Raw genomic sequence first — 18,097 nt, 5'->3', positions numbered from 1 at the left:
AACCACTCCCGCCGGACTGTAACTACTAGTATGTACACCTCCTGCCCGACGACACCGGAGACGCCATGCCCCTCGTCCGCATCGACACGCTCCGCGCCGGACCCGAGCGCCTCGCCGCTCTGGGCCGGGCCGTCCACGACGCCCTGCGGGAGACCATCGGCATCCCGCCCGACGACCGCTTCCAGATCCTGACCGACCACGACGGCACGACCGGCACCCTGCGCCACGACGACTACCTCGGCGTGCACCGCGACGACGGCATCGCCTATGTCGGGATCACCCTGCGCGCGGGCCGCACACCCGCGCAGAAGCAGGCGCTGTACCGCAGGATCGCCGAACTCGCCCAGGAGTACGCGGGCACCGAGCCGCGGAACGTGTTCGTCGTCCTCACGGAGAACACCTCGGCCGACTGGTCGCTGGGCGACGGGCGGGCGCAGTACCTCGACGGGTGACGCACGCCGCGCGCGACGGGTGACGCACGCCGCACGGAAGGCGTTCGCCCCGCCGCCCGGCGGCCGCCGACCGCGAGATGGCGGATTGTGACGGAAATCCTCTGCATACCGAGGGCTTTTTTGGGTGGGTTGCGTCGTGGGCGTGGATGCGGGACGGTTGCCGTCTGCACAGGTTTCCCAGTACAGGAAGGTGGTGGGGTGCGCACGATGCGTGCCTCCGCTTGTGACCGCTTCGCGCAGTTCCTCCGCCCGCTCACGTAGCGCCGACACCACGGTCGGCAGTTCGTGGGGTGAGGCCCCCTGTCCCATGCTGGTCGTCGACCGGCACGGCGCCCTCGTGCAGCTGAACGAGGCTGCCCGGCTGCTGCTGCCGGAGGCGGTGAGCGGCGACTGGCTGCACGAGTCGGTGCCGACCTGGCTGTCGGACGCGCACCGCGGCCTCGCCGGCGGGCCCCGGGGCAGCGGTGACGGTCCCCTGAGCGGGTCCATCAACGACCGGGTCGTGCTGGCGCATCCCACGCCGGCGGCCGACGGGGACGTGGTGTGGTGGCTGGTCGACGACACCGACCGCCGCGTGGCCGAGGAGGCCGTGCGCAGCGCGCAGGCGCGGTCCGAGATCCTGTCCGAGGTGTCCTCGACGCTGTTGTCGACGCTGAACGTGCCCCGCTGCATGGAGGTGGCCGCGTCGATGGCCGCGCAGCATCTCGCGGAAGCCGCCGTTCTGGTCGCCCCGGCGCAGGGCCGCCGCCACCCGCTGACCTACGCCCCGCAGGGCGGGCCCGTCGTCCAGGTCACGCGGCAGATCGACACGCACAGCGTGCCGGGTCTGCCCGAGGCCCTGCAGGGGTTCCCGCCGGTGCCGGCGCGCTGGATCGACCCCTCGCTCCTTCCCGACTGGGCGATCCCCGACGGCTTCACCGGCCCGGTCGGTTCCGTGATCGTCACCCCGCTGCCCGGGCACGGCGTGCCCGCGGGCGCCCTCATCCTGCTGCGCTCCAGCACCGAGCAGGCGTTCACCGAGGGCGAGGAGATCTTCGCCCGGCTGTTCGCCGCCCGGGCCGGGGCCGCGCTCTCGGCGGCCCGCCTGTACACCGAGCAGACCACCATCACCGCCACCCTGATGCACGAACTGCTGCCGCCGGCCCTGCAGCGGGTGCACGGCGTGCAGTACGCCGGAAGCTACCGGGCCGCCAAGGACCACGAGCGGGTCGGCGGCGACTTCTACGACGTCCACCCCGGCTCCGACCCCTCCCAGGAGACCCTGGTGGTCCTGGGAGACGTGGCGGGCAAGGGCCTGGACGCGGCCGTGCTGACCGGGAAGATCCGCAACACCCTGCACGCCCTGCTGCCCCTGGCCGACGACCACCAGCGGGTGCTCGACCTGCTCAACGGCGCCCTGCTCAGCTCCCGGCACACCCGGTTCGCCACCCTGGTCATGGCCTCGGTGCGCCGCCGCGGGGGCCGGGCACAGCTGCGGCTGACCAGCGCCGGCCATCTGCCGCCGCTCGTCGTCCGTACCGACGGCCGGGTGGAGGAGATGGCGTGCCGGGGCACCCTGATCGGCGCCCTGCCGGTCGTGACCGCGACGTCGGTGGAGACGGTGCTGGAGCCGGGGGACACCTGTCTGCTGTACACCGACGGCATCACCGAGGCGCGCGGCGGCCCGCTCGGGGACGAGCTGTTCGGCGAGGACCGTCTGAAGAGGGTGCTGGCCGAGTGCGCGGGGCTGCCCGCGGAGGCCGTCGTGGAGCGGGTGCAGATGCTGGCCGCCCAGTGGATCGGCTCCGGCCGGCACGACGACATGGCCGTCGTCGCCGTCAGCGCCCCCAGGACGGGCGGGCTGTCGGTGGTCAACGGGCGTCGAGGGAACGAGAAGAAGGACGGGTGAACGATCCCGCGATGTCAGTGACACTGCAGGACCAGTTGTGGCGTGCCGTGGCCGAGGGTGACGAGGACGGCGCGGTCGACGTGCTCTCCGCGGCGCTGGCCCAGGGGCTCGGCGAAGAGGCGCTGCTGCTGGACGTGATCGCGCCCGTGCAGGAGCGGGTCGGCGCCGAGTGGGCCGCCGACCGCATCACCGTCGCCCAGGAACACGCCGCCACCGCCATCAACGAACGCGCCGTCGCCGCCCTCGCCCACCGCACCCCGGACGGCACCGGACGCTCCCCGCGGCGGGGCCGGGTGACCATCGCCTGCATCGACGGCGAATGGCACGCCTTCCCGGCCCGCCTGGTCGCCGAGACGCTGCGGCTGCGCGGCTGGCAGATCGACTACCTCGGGGCCCAGACCCCGACCCCGCACCTGATCGCGCACCTGCACCGGACCAACCCCGACGCGGTGCTGCTGTCCAGTTCGATCCCCACCCACCTGCCCGCCGCCCACAGCGCCATCACCGCCTGCCAGGCCATCGGCACCCCCGTCATGGCCGGTGGCCGCGCCTTCGGCCCCGACGGGCGCTACGCCCGCGCCCTGGGCGCCGACCGGTGGGCCGCCGACGCCCGCCGGGCGGCCGAGACGCTGGAGGCGGGACTCCCCCGGCCCGTCCCGGCGGGGCTGCGCCAGGCCGTGGACGATCTTCCGCACCTGGCCGACCAGGAGTACACCTGGGTCGTCCAGAACCGGGTCCAGCTGGTCCGGCGGACCGTGACCGGTCTGGAGGACCGCCTCCCCGCCCTGCGCGGCTACTCGGACGAGCAGCGCGAGCGCACGGCGGAGGACATAGCCCACATCGTGTCGTTCCTGGCGACGGCCCTCTACGTGGACGACACCGACCTGCTCACCTCGTTCCTGCTGTGGACCGCCGAGATCCTCGAGGCACGGCAGGTGCCGGCCCGGTCCCTGATCGCCGGCCTGGACCTCCTCGCCGGGCAGCTGCACGACTTTCCCCGCGCCCTCGCCCTGATCCGCGAGGGCATCGCCGTCCTCGACGGCCGTCCCGCACGTCCTGTCCCCGGCTCCGAGACTCCCGCATGACGAACCTGCCCTCGAACCAGTTCACCGTCGCCGCCGACCGCGAGCCCCCCACGCTGACCGTGCGGGTGGCGGGCGAACTCGACTACGACACCTCCGGCGAACTCGTCGACGCGGTACTCGACCACCTGTCCGACGGTGCCGGACTGCGCGATGTGCGGCTCGACTTCAGCGATCTGGCCTGGATCGACTCCTCCGGCCTGTCGGCCCTGCTGATGATCCACCGGCACACCAGCGCCACGGGCAAGACGCTGCACCTGGACAACCGGCCCGAGTTCCTGGAGCGCACGCTGCGGCTCACCAACGTCCTGGAGTACCTGACCGGGCCGGCCGATCCGGGCCGGGCGCGGACGGGCGAGCACAGCGGCGACGTCACCGAGGCCGGCGCCACCTGACCGGACGGGAGTCCGGACGGACCCCGCCCGTCCCCATGTCCTCGGTGAGATGGGCAGGGTCGCCCGTGCCGGGGGCGGCGAGCGCGCGGGCATGCACCGCGGGCCGACGACGTCCGGATGGTCGCGGCCGAGCCGGCGCGGGTTCTCCACATCGTGGCCGCGCGGTTCGCCGGGGCGGGCCGAGGCGCCCCACTCCCCCGTGTGCGTCCAGAACAGGCCCACCCGTGCTCACTGTGCTCACTCGGTGAGCCGTGCTGGAAGCCGGCGCTGCCCGTCAGCCGCCTCGCGCCGAGGCCGGGACGGTGGACGGGCAGGTCGCCGGGTTCCCTGGTACCCCGGTGGTACCCGGGGCGGGCCGGTGGAGCGGTGCTACGGATACGTGTACGCGTTGAGGGCGGCGACCGCTGCGGCCGGATCGCCGCGGTCGTAGTGGTCGACGGCGAGGAACGTCGGCTTCTTGCGGGCGGCGGGCTGGCAGAACCGCCGGGCCCGGTCGGCGAGTTTGGTGTTGTCGGTGCCGGCCGTGCCCGTGACCGGGACGTCGCGGAAGTGGTTCATGACGAACAGCGGGCGGAAGCCGGGTTCGGTGCGGATCAGCGGGATGTTGGTGTTCGCGTCGTACCAGCGGCTGTAGCAGGACCAGTCGGAGGAGCCGATACCCGGGCCCATCGACCAGTGGTTCTCGACGGTCCACTCGCGCTGGTACATGACGCCGAAACTGTCCCGTGTCAGCCCGGCGGCCTGGTCGGCGGAGCGGCTGTGGTCGGTGAAGATCAGCAGCCGGTCGCCGGCGGCGATCAGGTCGGCCATCGCCGGCCAGCCGTTCTGCCGGACGCCGGTGAGGTCGGGCCGGTACAGCACGTCCGACAGGCCCGAGACGCGGGCGAGTTCGGCGCGCAGGACGCCCGGGTCGACGTAGTCCTCCAGGAAGACGGTGACGAACTCGTCGGGGTGGGCCTTCAGGAAGTCGACCATGCGCTGGAGGTCGACCCACAGGGCGACGGGCCTGCTGACGAGGGTGCAGCTGTTGTGGCAGAGGATGGCGCCGTCGGGCGTCTGATGGATGTCCAGCATGAAGCCGCGGACGCCGTCGGCGAGTTGGCGCTCGATCCCGCGGGTCTGGTTGGGGGCCAGGTTGATGAAGGGCGGGGCGAAGCCGCCGTCGGCGCCGTTGGCGTAGGCGTTGTGCGTGGTGAGGAAGGTGACCTGGTCCAGGGTGCGCCGGTCCGGCGGCGGCATGGGGCCGGTGGCCGGGTCGACCGGGGTGAGGTACCAGGCGGCGAGGTCGCCCGGGCCGCCGAGGACGAGCCGGGCGGGATGGTTCGCCCCGGCGGGCTTGGCCGCGACCGCGAGGTGGCGCGCGGTGCCCGGGACCTTGAGCGTGTAGCGGTCGGCGCCGGACGCGGTGATCTCCCAGGGGGCGTCGGCGCTCGTGCAGGCGACGGTCGCCGCCTGCTCTCCGCCGCGGCCGAGGCAGCTGCCGGGTGCGTCGGTGTTCTCCAGCAGGTACACGGACCCGCTCGGCCTCAGCCGCCACTGCTGGCGGTCCTCGTCGCCGCGGGGTCTGTGCTGCTCTACGGCGCCGCCGCTGTCGGCCGCGTTGAGTCCGGTCGTGGCGCTCTGGACGTAGTAGGTGCCCGGGGCCGGGACGGCGGCGGCAGCGGGCCGGGGGACCGCGACCGCGGCGGCCAGGGCGGCCGCCGCGGCGAGCAGGGCGTGGGGGGTGCGTGGACGCATGCGCTGTGCCCTTCCTCCGATGGGGTCAGGTGCATGACATCCCGCATGACACCACGCCCGTGGGTCCTTCGTCAGCAGTAGAGGTTGCCGCCGGGGGTGGTCCCGAGGATCTGCGTGAACCGCTGGTAGTTGTTCACGCGGCTCTGCACCTGCGCCGGGTTCTTGCCGTCGCACTCCAGGGAGCCGTTGATGCTGCGGATGGTCTGGCCGAAACCGGCGCCGTTGACCATGGCGTTGTGCGGGGTCATCGAGCCCGGGCCGGTCTGGGTGTTCCAGTACCACAGGGCCGTCTTCCAGGCGACGGCCGAGTCGTTCTGCACCAGCCAGGGGTTGTTCAGCAGGTCGATGCCGAGCGCGTCGCCCGCGGCCTTGTAGTTGAAGTTCCAGCTCAGCTGGATCGGGCCGCGCCCGTAGTAGGCGGCCTGGCCGGCCGGGCAGCCGTAGGGCCGGCTCCAGTCGCAGTAGTGCGGGTAGTTGGCGGTGTTCTGCTCCACCACGTGCACCAGACCGCCGGTCTCGTGGCTGACGTTGGCGAGGAAGGCGGCGGCCTCCTGCTTCTTCACCGTGTCGCTGCCGGTGTTGGCGAAGCCGGGGTAGGCGCTCAGGGCCGCGGTGAGACCGCTGTAGGTGTAGAAGGAATTCCGGTTCGGGAACATCTGGTTGAACTGCGCCTCGCTGACGACGAAACGCGCGTCGGGCGTGCCCGGACCGCTGTCGCAGGCATACGGCTCCCAGTACCAGGTGCTGATGACCGGGTCATAGCCCGGGTTGGCGTGCTCGGCGATGTAGGCCTTGCCGTCGGTGTAGCGGACGATGTCGCCGGCGGCGTACGACTTGCCCGCCACCCAGTTCGGGTAGCTGGAGCACGAGGCGGCTGCGGCGTTCGCCGCGGGCAGCACCACGGGCGCGGTGCCCGCGAGGGCGAGGACGGCCAGCACGGCGGAGACACGGCGTCTCGACACGGGATCAACTCCTTTGCGGGGCACGGCCGCAGCCCGTCGGGGCAGGGCGGAGCAGAGCCCTCGCCGCACGCACCGGTGGACCGGTTCACGGCGTGGGCGCGGCCGTGGTGGGGGGTTGGGGAGGCACACTCAACCGCATTGGTCTGTACCAGTCAAGGGTGTAGACCAGTCATCGTGCGACGCGGCGGCCGGCGCTCGCCGCGAGGGCGGCGAGGGCGGCGAGGGCGCCCGGTTCGCCCCTGGCGCACCCGCGACACGCCCCGGATCGGCTCCGCGGCCGCTCGGCCGCGAGAATCTCCCCCATGACCACCACCCCTCATCCCCTCGTCACCGTCGCCCGGCGCATGGCGCACGACCTTCTCGTCCCGCACGCCGAGCGGGTCGACCAGGAGGGTGTGCCGGCGAGCCATGTCGAGGCGGTGAGACGGTCAGGGCTGCTCGGGGTGGGCGCGCCCCAGGAGTACGGCGGCGCGGGCGCGCCCGTCGACGTGGCGCGGGAGACCGCGGAGATCCTGGCCGGGGCGTGCTGCTCCACATGGTTCGTGCAGACACAGCACCACACCCCGGTGAAGCTGCTCGCCACCCACGCGTCGCCGGTCCGGGAGAGGCTGCTGCGACCGCTCGCGACCGGTGAGCTGATGGCCGGTATCGCGCTCGCGCACGTCCGCGCCTTCCCCCGGGTGCCCGTGCGGGCCGCGCCCCGGCAGGGCGGCTGGGCCTTCGACGGCACGGTGCCCTGGTACACCGGCTGGGGCCTGAACGACGTGATGCTGCTGGCCGGTGTGACGGACGCGGCCGAGGTGGTGTTCGTGATGACCGAGGCCCGGGAGCAGCCGGGGCTGACGCCGTCGGCGCCGATGCGGCTCGCGGCGCTCACCGCCGCGCGCACGGTCTCCCTGGAGCTGAACGGCCTGTGGGTGCCGGAGGAGTCCGTCGTGCTGCGCATGCCGCAGGAGGAGTTCGCCCGGGTCGACCTGCCCCGGGCCGCCAACGCCAGTCCTGCCGTGTTCGGCGTGGCGGACGCGGCGCTGGAGCTGGTGGCGCGGTCCCGGGACGGCGAGGAGACCGCCCGGTCGCTGCGGGCCCGGCTCGACGGGGTCCGGCGCGAGTCCTACGCGCTGGCCGACCACCCGGTGCCGCACGAGTGCGTTCCGGAGCGGCTGGCGGTCAAGGCGCGGGCGTTCGACGTGCTGCGCGCGGCGACGGCCGCGGCGGTCGTGGCGGGCGGCGGGCGCTCCATGGCGCTGGACAGCCGGGCGCAGCGGCTGGCGCGTGAGGGGATGTTCCTGCTGGTGCAGGGCCAGACGGCCGAGGCGCGCCGGACGCATCTCGGCTCGCTGGCGAAAATCTGACCGGCCCGCTGTGACGCGCCCCTCCCGTGGGCGGGACGCGTCACAGCGGGCCGGGGCCGCCGGGCGGCCGTTGTCAGACCTCGGCGTCCTCCGGGACCACCACGAGGAACGCGTCCGACTCCAGGTCCATCACGACGGTGGCCTGCTCCCCCTCGGCGCGGCGCCGCGCCGCGTACTCCTCCGCGGGCCACGAACCGCGCGGGGATCCCGCGGGAAACCGCTCCAACACCTTCGCACTGATGGCCACAGACACGTCCGCTGCCCTCCCCAGTCCTGCGCCGCCCGCCGGGGCGGCGACGATCGGTTCTTGTCGTACACATCCGGATGCCCCCGATCCGCGCGGACATGTACCGAGGGGCAGGCCCTGCCCACGCCCCCGCTCCACCCTCTACACATAAAAGAAAAATAAGCGCAGAATGACATGTAAGCGGCGGATACCGCACACCTCACCCAGCGCGGTCGCCCAGCACGACGAAGGAGACGAGTCATGGCCAACGTCTCGCCCACCCGAGGTGACATCACCAGCCATCCTGATGCCTCCGAAATGAGGGCCCGGTACGCCCGCATGCTCGGCGGCCGTGAGGTGGCACTCGTGGACGGACCGGTGTTCCTGCTCGGTCTGTACTGCGCCGCCTCTCCCTGGATCGTCCACTACACGACAAGCCAGCCTGCGCTGGTGACGCACAACCTGATCATGGGCATCGCGATCGGCCTGCTGGCCCTCGGGTTCACCCGGGCTCCGGAACGCATGTACGGCCTGAGCTGGGCCATGTGCGCCGTCGGGGCATGGCTGATCGTCTCGCCGTGGGTCGTCGGCGACAGTCCGGACGCCGGCGTGATCTGGAACAACATCATCGTCGGCGCACTGGCCGTGATCCTCGGGCTGGTGTGCGCCGCCACGGCGGCGAAGGCCAGCTCCCGGCCGTAGCCCCGCCGGAAACATCCCGGGCCGGTCCGCTCCCCGGACCGGCCGTTTCCCGTCCGCGCGGGCCCGCCGCCGCTACGGGGTCCACAGGTACGGCGTCGTCGAGGTCAGCGGCAGCAGGCCGAGGCGTTCCAGGATGGGGCGGCTCTGGCCGGAGGCGTCGACCTGGACGTAGTCGTACCCCCGGGCCGCGGCGGCGCGGGCGCGGTGGGCCACGAGCGCGCGGTAGATGCCGCGGCCCCGCCAGCCCTCGACGGTGCCTCCGCCCCACAGCCCGGCGAACGGCGTGCCGGGGACCAGTTCCATGCGGGCCGCGCTGACGGGCTCGCCGCCGGCCAGCGCGACGACGGCGACGACCGTGTCCGTGTCGCCCGCGAGCCGGTCGAGGAGCTGCCGTCGCAGCCCGGAGCCGTCGGTGCCGAACACCCTCTCGTGGACGTCGGCGACGAGGCCGGCGCCCTTGGCGTCGGTGACCGGGACGACCCGGACGCCGGGCGGGGGCTCGGTGTCGAGGGCCAGGCCGCTGATCTCGCCGATCATCAGCGTCTCCTCGGGCCCGGGTGTGAAGCCGGCCGCGCGCAGCCGCCGCCCGAGGTCCGCCGGCCGGTCGTGTCCGTACAGCTTCCACTCGAATTCCAGCCCGAGCGCGCCGAAGTGGCCGATCTGCCGGGCGATCGCCGCGTCGGCCCCGGCCTCGTCGAGGCCGGACCACAGGATGCCGCTCCATTCCGGTGCGGCGGCGGTCCGGCGGACGACGCCGCCGCACCGCTCGACGAGGACTCCGGGCCCGTCCGGGCGCGCCTCCTCACGCAGGAGGCGGTCGAACAGGGCGAGCAGCTCGGCAGGATGCATGGACGCACCTCAGCATCCGCCGGGAGGCCCGGCAACGGGTTTTCCCGATGGGTGCGGGCGCCATAGTGTCCTGAGCGATCAGCTCGTCACGGAAGGGACCCGCACCATGGTCGTCAAGGACACGGAACTGCCGTACCTGCGCCGCTGCGTGGAGCTCGCGGCCGAGGCGCTCGACGCCGGGGACGAGCCCTTCGGTTCGGTCCTGGTCGGCGGGGACGGCACGGTTCTCGGCGAGGACCGCAACCGGGTGGCCTCGGGCGACCGGACCCGGCACCCCGAGTTCGCGCTGGCACGGCTGGCCGCGGCCCGTCTGACGCCCGAGGAGCGGGCGGCTGCCACGGTCTACACCTCCGGCGAGCACTGCCCCATGTGCGCGGCCGCGCACGCCTGGGTCGGCCTGGGCCGCATCGTGTACGTCGCCTCGTCGGAGCAACTCGGATCGTGGCTCGCCGAGTTGGACGTCCCCGCGCCGCCCGTCCGGACACTTCCCGTCCGCGAGGTGGCACCCGGTGTAGCCGTCGACGGCCCCGTGCCCGAACTGGTCGATCAAGTGCGGGAGCTGCACGTGCGGTTCCACCGCGGCCGCGGCTGAGACGGCGGCACCCGCACGCGCCGCCCGTGCGGGCCCTCCGCCCGGGGATGCAGGGCCGGACGGGCGAACCTACGATCGAACGGCACCCTGACCCGGCTGTGCCCACGCTTCCCACCGCGGACGAGGGGCCGAGGGGCTGGACGGCCATGACGACGCACAACGACGACGTGGACTGGGACCGCTGGCCGGTCGCCGACTACCTCGCGGAGAACTACCGCGAGGTGCATCCGTCGGACGCGGCCGTCATCGCGCACCACTCCGCGTTCTACCGGGGTCTGCCGCCCGGCGGGATCACGCGGGCGGTGGAGTTCGGGGCGGGTCCCAATCTGTATCCGCTGATCCTGGCGTCCGCGGCCTGCCGCATGATCGACGCCGTGGAGGCGGGCGCGGGCAACGTCGCCTATCTGGAGGAGCAGCTCTGCCACCGCCCGGAGGCGAGCTGGCTCCCCTTCCACGCGCTGTGCCGGCGGCTCAACCCCGCGGTCCCGGCGACGCTGGCCGGTGCGCTCGCCCCGGTGAACGTCGTGCACGGCGACGTCCGCGCGCTGCCGCCGGGCTCGTACGAACTGGCCTCCATGCACTTCGTCGCCGAGAGCGTGACCGAGGACTTCGACGAGTTCGCCGGGCTCTGCCGCGCCTTCGTCCGCGCGGTCGCCCCCGGCGGCCGGCTGGTCGCCGCGTTCATGGAGAACACGGCGACCTACCGGGTCGGCCCGGCCTCGCGCTGGCCGGGCTGCCCGGTCGGCCCGGCCGCGGTCGGCGAGGTCTTCGGCCCGCTGACCCGGGACCTGCGCCTCACCCACATCGACGCCGACCCGACCCTGCCGGACCACGGCGGCACCGGAATGGTGCTGCTGACGGGGGTGGCGGAGGCGGCTTGAGCGCCCCGGGCCCGTGAGGGGGGCGCGCTCAGCCCTCCCGGCGCAAGCGCCGCCGCAGCACGACGCCCCCGAGCACCAGCGCGGCACTCGCGGCGACGCTCTGGAGGGCGTGGTCAGCGCCCGTGTGGGCGAGCGCTCCCTGGGCCCGCGGCAGGGTCGCGGGCCGGTCCGGCTCCGGCTTCGGGTCGAGCTCCGGTTCCGGGGCCGTGCGGGGCGGGGTGGACGGCTCGGGGGCCGGCTTCGGCGGGTGGTGGGGGCGGGGGCGGACGGGGCGGTCGCCGGGGGTGTTCGCGGACGTGTTGCCGGTCGACGGGTTGCCGACACCGGCCACGTTCACGGAGTTGCCGGTGACGTTGACCGGGAGGTCCACCGGCAGCTGGACGCCGTTGCCGGAGACCACGCCCGGTGAGTCCTTCGCACCGCCCTCGGCGGCCGCGCCGCCCGGACCGCCTCGCCGCTCGTCCCGGCCGTCGTCCTCGTTCGCGCAGCTGTTGCCCGCGGCGGGGTTCAGCAGCCCCACCACGTTCACGGTGTTGCCGCACACGTTCACCGGGACGTGCACCGGCAGCTGAACGGTGTTGCCGGAGACCACTCCGGGCGAACCGGCCGCGGAGCCGTCCGCCCCGGATCCGGCGTACGCGGGGACGGTCACGGCCATCGCGCCCGAGGCGGCGACGACGGCGAACACACCGTTTCGGGTAACCCGTCTCATGGGGTCCCTGCCTTCCAGACATCGTCGCGGGCACTCACCCGCACGGGGTAGAACGCGGGACGACCGGTCCGAGTTATGGCTTATCGGCCTTTCACTCCATCGAGCGGCCCGGTTGTCGAACTAGCGGTAAAACCCTTCGTATGGGCCACGCGGCCACCCGCGGCACGGCGGGCCCCCGCGGCCCCGGTTCCCCGGAGGCGCGGCCCGGGGGGCGCGCTTATCGTGGGCGAGGACGCCGTGGGGCGTCCCTGGAGGCATCCATGCTGGCCAAGCTGTCCACGCGCCCCTCGGTCAGGCGCTGCGCGGTCGCCGGCGTGGCCGGGCTGGCCCTGGCGGGTACGGGGCTGCCGGCCGCCGACGACCCCCCACCCGGTCTGTCGCGGTTCTACGACCAGAAGGTCGCCTGGTCCGCCTGCCCGGGCCCGGAGATGCCGAAGGACCTGCAGTGCGGCAAGGTCACCGTGCCGCTCGACTACGCCGAGCCCGGCAAGGGCACCCTCGACCTCGCCGTCGCCCGCTACCGGGCGACGGGCGAGTCCCGGGGCTCGGTCCTGCTGAACTTCGGCGGCCCGGGCGCCCAGGGCGTGAACCAGCTCGCCCTGGGCGGCAAGGACTTCATGGGCCTGACGGACGGCTACGACGTGGTCTCCTTCGACCCCCGCGGCGTCGGCCGGTCCTCGCCGGTCAGCTGCGGGAACGCCTCCGAGGACGCCCTGGAGGCGGCCGCCGGCGAAGCCGGTGCGGCCGATCCGCAGGCGGCGCTGAAGACCCTGCGGGACGCGGCGGCCGAGTGCGCCGAGCACTCCGGCCCGGTCCTGCCGCACATCGGCACGGTGAACGCCTCCCGCGACCTGGACGTGATGCGCGACGCGCTCGGCGACGGCCGGCTCAACTACCTGGGCTTCTCCTACGGCAGCCGGCTCGGGGCGGTCTACGCGGCCCAGTACCCCGACAAGGTCGGCAGGATGGTGCTGGACGGCGTGGACACGCTGACCGAGCCGCTGACCGAGCAGGGCGTGGCGAGCGCGCAGGGACAGCAGACGGCGCTGGAGAACTTCCTCACCTGGTGCACCGACGACATCGCCTGCCCGTTCGGGCGCGACCCGCGGGAGGCCAGGAAGCAGGCCGTCGAGGTGGTCCGGTCGCTCGACAGGGACCCGGTGCCGACGGACTTCGGCCAGGCGTTCTCCGGCCAGGACTTCGCGGGCGCGCTCGCGCAGGGCCTCTACAGCAGGGAGCTGTGGCCCTCGCTCCAGCGGGCCGTCGCCCAGCTGCTGGAGTCGGGCGACACGAGCGGGCTGGAGGCGTTCCTGTACGGCGGTTTCACCCGGCCGCCCGGCCGGGACGCCCACCGCGGGCTCACCGACCCGCAGGACGTGCCCCTGGACAACCTGCCGGCGGCCCTGATGGCGGTCAACTGCGCCGACGACCCCGACCGCCCCTCCGCGGCACGCCTCACCGAGGACCTCGGGCGGCTGCGGGCCCGCTACGAGCAGGCGTCACCGGTCTTCGGCCGGTACCGGCTCACCCAGGTGCTGATGTGCCACGGACGCCCCAAGGGCACCGACTACATACGCGACGAGGTCAAGGACGTCGGCACGCCGAGGATGCTGCTCGTCGGGACCCGCGGCGACCCGGCGACGCCGTACCGCTGGACGGTGGAGACGGCCGAGCGGCTGGGGTCCTCGGCCGTGGTGCTCGACAACCGGGGCGAGGGCCACACCGGCTACGGCTCCTCCAAGTGCGTGCACGCCAAGGTCGACGCCTTCCTGCTCTACGGCACCCTCCCGCCGGACGGCAGCTCCTGCGGCTCCGACCACGACAGCGAGTGAGCCGGAGCCGGGGAACCGGGGGCGCGGCACCAGCCCTCCCGAGGGTGAACGGATTGCCCCGAATGCCCTGAAGGCGAATCGGTTCTATCGTGCTGTCATGGAGCACGTTCTGAGTCCCGCGACCCTCGCCGAGCTGCGGCGCCCGCGCCCCTACCCCGCGGTCTCCGTGCTGACGCCGACACACCGGCGCGAGCCCTACAACGCCCAGGACCAGGTCCGGCTGCGCAACGCGGTGGCCGAGGCCAAACGCCGGCTGCAGGAGGATCCGGCGGTCACCAGGGAGCGGCGCGCCGAGGTCGCCCGGCACCTCGACCGGGCCCTGTCCGAGGTGGACCTGACGTACGCCGAGGACGGCCTGGTGATCTTCGCGGCCCCCGGTGAGCACCAGGTGTGGTCGCTGGCCAGACCGGTGCCGGAACGCGTGGTCCTGTCGGACACCTTCCTCACGCGCAACCTCGTCTCGGCGCAGACGGCCGAGCGGCCCTTCTGGGTGCTGTCGCTCGCCGCCGACCGCGCGACCCTGTGGGACGGCGGCGCCGACCGCGTCACCGAGGCCCACGTCGGGGGCTTCCCGCTGACCCGGCGCGTGGAGAACTTCGACCCGGAGCGGCAGCAGCGCGTCGGCGACGTGGCGAGCGCCTTCCGGGAGGAGCGCACCCGCCAGTTCGTGCGCGAGACCGACACGGCGATGGGCGCCGTCCTGCGCGACCAGCCGCGGCCGCTGTACGTCACCGGCGAGCCGGCCGCCCTCTCCCTGCTGGAGGAGGTCGGCACCGCCACCGGCGAGGCGACGCACGTCCCGCACGGCGGGCTCGCGCACGGCACGCCCGAGGCGGTCCGGCAGGCGATGCGCCCGGTGCTCGAGGCGGAGGCCCGCCGGAGCGCGGACGCCGTGACGCGCGCGCTCGAAACCGCCCGCGGGCGGCGGGAGTTCGCCGCCGGTGTCGACGAGCTGTGGCAGAGCGCGCGGGACGGCCGCGTCCGGCTGCTGGCCGTCGAGGAGAACTACCGGGTGACGGTCAGGGACACCGGCGGACATCTGGTCCTCGTCTCCGAGGGCGACCTCGACTCGCGCAGCGACATCGTGGACGAGATCGTCGAGCAGTGCCTGGAGACCGGAGCGGACGTCCGTTTCGTCCCGGACGGCACCCTCGGTGACGCGGACGGCATCGCCGGGGTCCTGAGGTACTGAGCGGGGCTTCGAACGCAGGGCCGTCGAACACCCGGAGGGACCCGGCGGCGCATGGCCGACGGATCGTCAAATACCATGTGTACCCTACGACTTGACCCTGCGGGCGCGGGGTCCCACGGCTACCTCTGAGTAACTCCGCGAGACGGTGGCATATGCCGGAAGCACCACCGTATCGTGTGGTGCCAAATCCCTTACAGGGCGTCGCGGGCTGTGCGACAGTCGTAGCGGTCCCTTAGTCCGCCTTGGCCGAACCGTTCCCGCATCGGAGTGCGTCATGCCGTCCCACCTCTCCGCGGGCCGCCCCGCCGCCCAGCCGCCCGGACGCGGCTCGGTCGACGCGCTCATCACACAGACGCGGCGGCTGAAGGGCGACGTGGACGCGGTACGCCGCGATGCCGAGGGGAACGGGGCGGACCACCCCCGCGGACGCTGGCAGCGCGCCCTGTACGACCTCGCCCTGCACCAGCTCGACGACCTCGACGAGCACCTCGCCCAGCTGCGCGACGGCCCCCTGCCCGCCGCCGCCCCCGAACCGGCCGCCGCCCCGCAGGGCTCGCTGCTCAGCAGGGTCGGCAGCGCCGAGTGGAACCTGCTGACGGACGAGGCCAGTTGGTCCGGCGAGCTCTACCGGATCCTGGGCCGCGACCCCGCCGCCGGCCCGCTCACCCTCGACGAGCTGCCGTCCCTGGTGCTCGACGAGGACCGGCCGAAGCTGACGGCGATGGTGACCGACTGCCTCGTCGACGCGCGGCCCATCGACGGCGAGTTCCGCATCGCACGCCCCGGCGGCGACGTCCGGACCGTGCACATGATGGGCGAGCCGGTGCTCGACACCGACGGCGGGACCGTCTCGATGTGGGCCGTCCTGCGGGACGTCAGCGAACTGCGCCGCACCCAGCGGGTGGTGAGCGAGACCCGGGACTCGCTCCACGACCAGCGGGAGGCGGCGCGGACCGAGCACCGGCTCGCGGCCGAGCTGCAGGAGGCCGTGCTGCCGCCCTGGCGCGGCTCCCTGCGGCTCCCGCACCGGGGCACCGGCACCCTCGACCTCGCGGCCCGGTGCCTGCCGGCGTCCACACGGACGATGATCGGGGGCGACTGGTACGACGCGCTCGAACTGACCGACGGTGAGACGCTGCTGAGCGTCGGCGACCTGACCGGGCAGGGGGTCGGCGTCACCTCGAACATGACCATGCTGCTCGGAGCCGTGCGCGGCATGGCGATGGCGGGCGCCCGGCCGGGACAACTCATGTCCTGGCTGAACCAGTTACTCGACGCCACCGTGCAACCCGCCCTCGGCAGCGCCGTCTGCTGCCGCTACCGGCCCGCCACCCGCACCCTGGTCTGGGCGCAGGCCGGACACCCCGCCCCGCTGCTGTTCCGCGACGGGACGGGGCGCGCGCTGGACGCACCGGACGGCGTCCTGCTCGGCGCCACCTCGGGCGCCGTGTACGGACAGGCCGAAGAGACCCTCCAGGCAGGCGACCTGCTGCTCCTGCACACCGACGGGCTGGTGCCCGGGCACACCGGAGCGGACGCCGCGCACCTCCTGCTGGACCTGGCGCCGCGCCTGGCCGGAGCCCGCAGCGCGGAGGACTGCGTACGCACCGTCGTCCAGGAGTTCGGCGAGAGCGAGCGCGAGGACAACGCCTGCGTGCTCGTCGTCCGCGTGCCGTCATAGGCACTCAGGCCGGCGCGTGATCGCCGCTCCTGCCCTTCGGCTTCGGCAGGGCGAGCTTGATCTCCTCCCGCAGCTCCTCGATCTTCGGGTAACCGGAGTACTCCGCGGTGAGCCGGTACATCTGGCGCAGCCGGTCCCAGGTGCGGTGCGAGGAGTTGGAGCCCATCGACACCAGCGCCAGGCGCGCGTAGCGGTCGGCCTGCTCGGGGTCGTCCGCGATGAAGCAGGCCGAGGCCATCGACAGGTAGTCGAAGATCTTCGAGCGCTGCCGGCCGTCGATCCTGAGGGCCAGTGCCTTCTCCGCGTAGTGCTGGGCATGGACGGCCGCGCCCGGCTCGAACTCGGCGAGCGTGCGGTAGGCCAGGGCCTGCATGCCGTACAGGTCCTCCTCCTTGAAGGTCTGCATCCAGTCCGGCGGGGGCACGTCGGCCTTGTCGGAGACGAACAGGTCCTCCGCGCGGCCCAGCGTGCGGCGCATGGCCTGGCCCTTGCCCATGGAGGCCTGTGCCCACGCCTCGATGGTGTAGAGCATCGCCCGGGTACGGGGCAGCACCTCCTCGCCCGAACCCGACGTGGCGAGCTTCATCAGGTCCAGGGCGTCGTCGGGGCGGCCCAGATGCACCATCTGGCGCGCCGCGCGGGACAGTGCCTCGCCCGCGCGGGGGCGGTCACCGCCCTCTCTGGCCGCGTGCGCGGCGATGACGAAGTACTTCTGGGCCGTGGGCTCCAGGCCGACGTCGTGCGACATCCAGCCCGCGAGGACGGCCAGGTTGGCGGCGACGCCCCACAGGCGCCGCTGGAGATGGGGTGGGTGACGGTAGGCGAGCATGCCGCCCACCTCGTTGAGCTGGCCCACCACGGCCTTGCGCTGGAGCCCGCCGCCACGGGCGGCGTCCCAGGCGCGGAACACCTCGACCGAGCGCTCCAGTTCCTCGATCTCCTGCGACCCGATGGGGGCGGCCTCGTAGCGGTCGAACCCAGCGGGGTCGGCGTGCAGGGAGTGGTCGAGGTCGGGAGCGTCGGCAGCCAGGGCAGGGTCGGTGTGCAGCCAGTCGTACATGGCGCTGCTGAGTGCGGATCCCGCGGCGAGCGCGGCGCCCGCGCCCACCAAGCCGCGTCGGTTGAGCATGAGGTCCATTCCCGTGAATTCGGTGAGGACCGCGGCGGTCCGCTCGGGCGCCCACGGCACACCGTCGGGAGACTCCGTGTTCCCGCCGCCCTGCCGTTTCCCCGTACGCCCGTGCCGGACCAGACCGAGGTCCTCGATGGTCACGACACGGCCGAGACGCTCGGTGAACAGAGCCGCCAGCACCCGCGGCACCGGATCGCGCGGGATCTCTCCCATGTCGATCCACCGCCGCACCCGGGAGGTGTCGGTCGCCAGCTGGGGATGGCCCATGGCCGCCGCCTGCCGGTTGACCAGCCTCGCGAGCTCGCCCTTGGACCAGCCGGCCAGGCCGAACAGGTCCGCGAGCCGGGTGTTGGGTTGTCCACTCACGTCAAGCCCCCAGGTTCTCGGCTGAGTTGACAGTAGCCCGGGCAGACTTGCCGGGCGACTATTC

At 73.4% G+C, this 18,097-nt stretch carries 17 protein-coding genes; 11 read left to right on the top strand and 6 right to left on the bottom strand.

What is annotated here, in order from left to right:
• Positions 1-65 precede the first annotated feature (65 nt).
• The 4 genes from ABZY20_RS21805 (at position 66) to ABZY20_RS21790 (ending at position 3,817) form a co-directional block, all read left to right on the top strand.
• Positions 66-452 (top strand): tautomerase family protein, encoded by a 387-nt coding sequence (locus ABZY20_RS21805; RefSeq protein WP_356443164.1) that lies wholly within the window; start codon positions 66-68, stop codon positions 450-452.
• A gap of 307 nt (positions 453-759) precedes the next feature.
• Complete coding sequence (locus ABZY20_RS21800; RefSeq protein ID WP_356443163.1) at positions 760-2,340, top strand: PP2C family protein-serine/threonine phosphatase; 1,581 nt, start codon at positions 760-762, stop codon at positions 2,338-2,340.
• Positions 2,341-2,351: 11 nt separating this feature from the next.
• The gene (locus tag ABZY20_RS21795) at positions 2,352-3,425 is read left to right on the top strand and encodes a cobalamin-dependent protein (protein ID WP_356443162.1); all 1,074 of its coding nucleotides are present in this window, start codon (positions 2,352-2,354) and stop codon (positions 3,423-3,425) included.
• The gene (locus ABZY20_RS21790; RefSeq protein WP_356443161.1) at positions 3,422-3,817 is read left to right on the top strand and encodes an STAS domain-containing protein; all 396 of its coding nucleotides are present in this window, start codon (positions 3,422-3,424) and stop codon (positions 3,815-3,817) included. Before ABZY20_RS21795 ends, ABZY20_RS21790 begins: the two co-directional genes overlap by 4 nt.
• A 369-nt stretch (positions 3,818-4,186) precedes the next feature.
• On the opposite strand, the gene ABZY20_RS21785 is transcribed toward ABZY20_RS21790, so the two are convergent.
• Both ABZY20_RS21785 and ABZY20_RS21780 read right to left on the bottom strand, forming a co-directional pair.
• Positions 4,187-5,554 carry a phospholipase gene (locus tag ABZY20_RS21785; RefSeq protein WP_356443160.1) on the bottom strand — a complete coding sequence of 456 codons (1,368 nt, stop codon included), beginning with the start codon at positions 5,552-5,554 and terminating at the stop codon, positions 4,187-4,189.
• Between the two features lie 71 nt (positions 5,555-5,625).
• Complete coding sequence (locus tag ABZY20_RS21780; protein ID WP_356443159.1) at positions 5,626-6,516, bottom strand: glycoside hydrolase family 19 protein; 891 nt, start codon at positions 6,514-6,516, stop codon at positions 5,626-5,628.
• Positions 6,517-6,818: 302 nt separating this feature from the next.
• Here ABZY20_RS21780 and ABZY20_RS21775 point away from each other — a divergent pair, with 302 nt between their 5' ends.
• The gene (locus ABZY20_RS21775) at positions 6,819-7,868 is read left to right on the top strand and encodes an acyl-CoA dehydrogenase family protein (protein ID WP_356443158.1); all 1,050 of its coding nucleotides are present in this window, start codon (positions 6,819-6,821) and stop codon (positions 7,866-7,868) included.
• Positions 7,869-7,941: 73 nt separating this feature from the next.
• On the opposite strand, the gene ABZY20_RS21770 is transcribed toward ABZY20_RS21775, so the two are convergent.
• A complete protein-coding gene (locus ABZY20_RS21770; protein ID WP_356443157.1) occupies positions 7,942-8,121 on the bottom strand; it encodes a hypothetical protein in 180 nt (59 codons plus the stop codon).
• A gap of 234 nt (positions 8,122-8,355) precedes the next feature.
• On the opposite strand from ABZY20_RS21770, the gene ABZY20_RS21765 reads away from it, so the two are divergent.
• Entirely contained in the window at positions 8,356-8,796 is a 441-nt protein-coding gene (locus tag ABZY20_RS21765) for an SPW repeat protein (protein WP_356443156.1), read from the top strand.
• 72 nt (positions 8,797-8,868) lie between these two features.
• Here ABZY20_RS21765 and ABZY20_RS21760 read toward each other — a convergent pair whose 3' ends face one another.
• On the bottom strand, positions 8,869-9,645 hold the full coding sequence (locus ABZY20_RS21760) for a GNAT family N-acetyltransferase (protein ID WP_356443155.1): 777 nt from the start codon (positions 9,643-9,645) through the stop codon (positions 8,869-8,871).
• A gap of 106 nt (positions 9,646-9,751) precedes the next feature.
• Here ABZY20_RS21760 and ABZY20_RS21755 point away from each other — a divergent pair, with 106 nt between their 5' ends.
• Both ABZY20_RS21755 and ABZY20_RS21750 read left to right on the top strand, forming a co-directional pair.
• The gene (locus ABZY20_RS21755) at positions 9,752-10,237 is read left to right on the top strand and encodes a nucleoside deaminase (RefSeq protein ID WP_356443154.1); all 486 of its coding nucleotides are present in this window, start codon (positions 9,752-9,754) and stop codon (positions 10,235-10,237) included.
• A gap of 146 nt (positions 10,238-10,383) precedes the next feature.
• Positions 10,384-11,118: a class I SAM-dependent methyltransferase gene (locus ABZY20_RS21750; protein WP_356443153.1), complete on the top strand. Its 735-nt coding sequence runs from the start codon at positions 10,384-10,386 to the stop codon at positions 11,116-11,118.
• A gap of 28 nt (positions 11,119-11,146) precedes the next feature.
• Here ABZY20_RS21750 and ABZY20_RS21745 read toward each other — a convergent pair whose 3' ends face one another.
• The gene (locus ABZY20_RS21745; protein ID WP_356443152.1) at positions 11,147-11,830 is read right to left on the bottom strand and encodes a chaplin; all 684 of its coding nucleotides are present in this window, start codon (positions 11,828-11,830) and stop codon (positions 11,147-11,149) included.
• Between the two features lie 260 nt (positions 11,831-12,090).
• Between ABZY20_RS21745 and ABZY20_RS21740 the strand changes: the two genes are divergently transcribed.
• From ABZY20_RS21740 to ABZY20_RS21730, 3 genes are all read left to right on the top strand, one after another.
• Positions 12,091-13,662, top strand: coding sequence for an alpha/beta hydrolase (locus ABZY20_RS21740; RefSeq protein ID WP_356443151.1), 1,572 nt, complete (start codon positions 12,091-12,093; stop codon positions 13,660-13,662).
• Positions 13,663-13,759: 97 nt separating this feature from the next.
• Positions 13,760-14,854 (top strand): chemotaxis protein, encoded by a 1,095-nt coding sequence (locus ABZY20_RS21735; protein ID WP_356443150.1) that lies wholly within the window; start codon positions 13,760-13,762, stop codon positions 14,852-14,854.
• Between the two features lie 274 nt (positions 14,855-15,128).
• Entirely contained in the window at positions 15,129-16,535 is a 1,407-nt protein-coding gene (locus ABZY20_RS21730) for a SpoIIE family protein phosphatase (protein WP_356443149.1), read from the top strand.
• Positions 16,536-16,539: 4 nt separating this feature from the next.
• Here ABZY20_RS21730 and ABZY20_RS21725 read toward each other — a convergent pair whose 3' ends face one another.
• Positions 16,540-18,033, bottom strand: coding sequence for a hypothetical protein (locus tag ABZY20_RS21725; RefSeq protein WP_356443148.1), 1,494 nt, complete (start codon positions 18,031-18,033; stop codon positions 16,540-16,542).
• Between the last annotated feature and the right edge of the window lie 64 nt (positions 18,034-18,097).

Origin of the sequence: Streptomyces sp. NPDC006624, from assembly GCF_040611555.1 — a bacterium.
Classification (GTDB): domain Bacteria; phylum Actinomycetota; class Actinomycetes; order Streptomycetales; family Streptomycetaceae; genus Streptomyces.
This window is presented reverse-complemented; position numbering and strand designations above follow the sequence as displayed.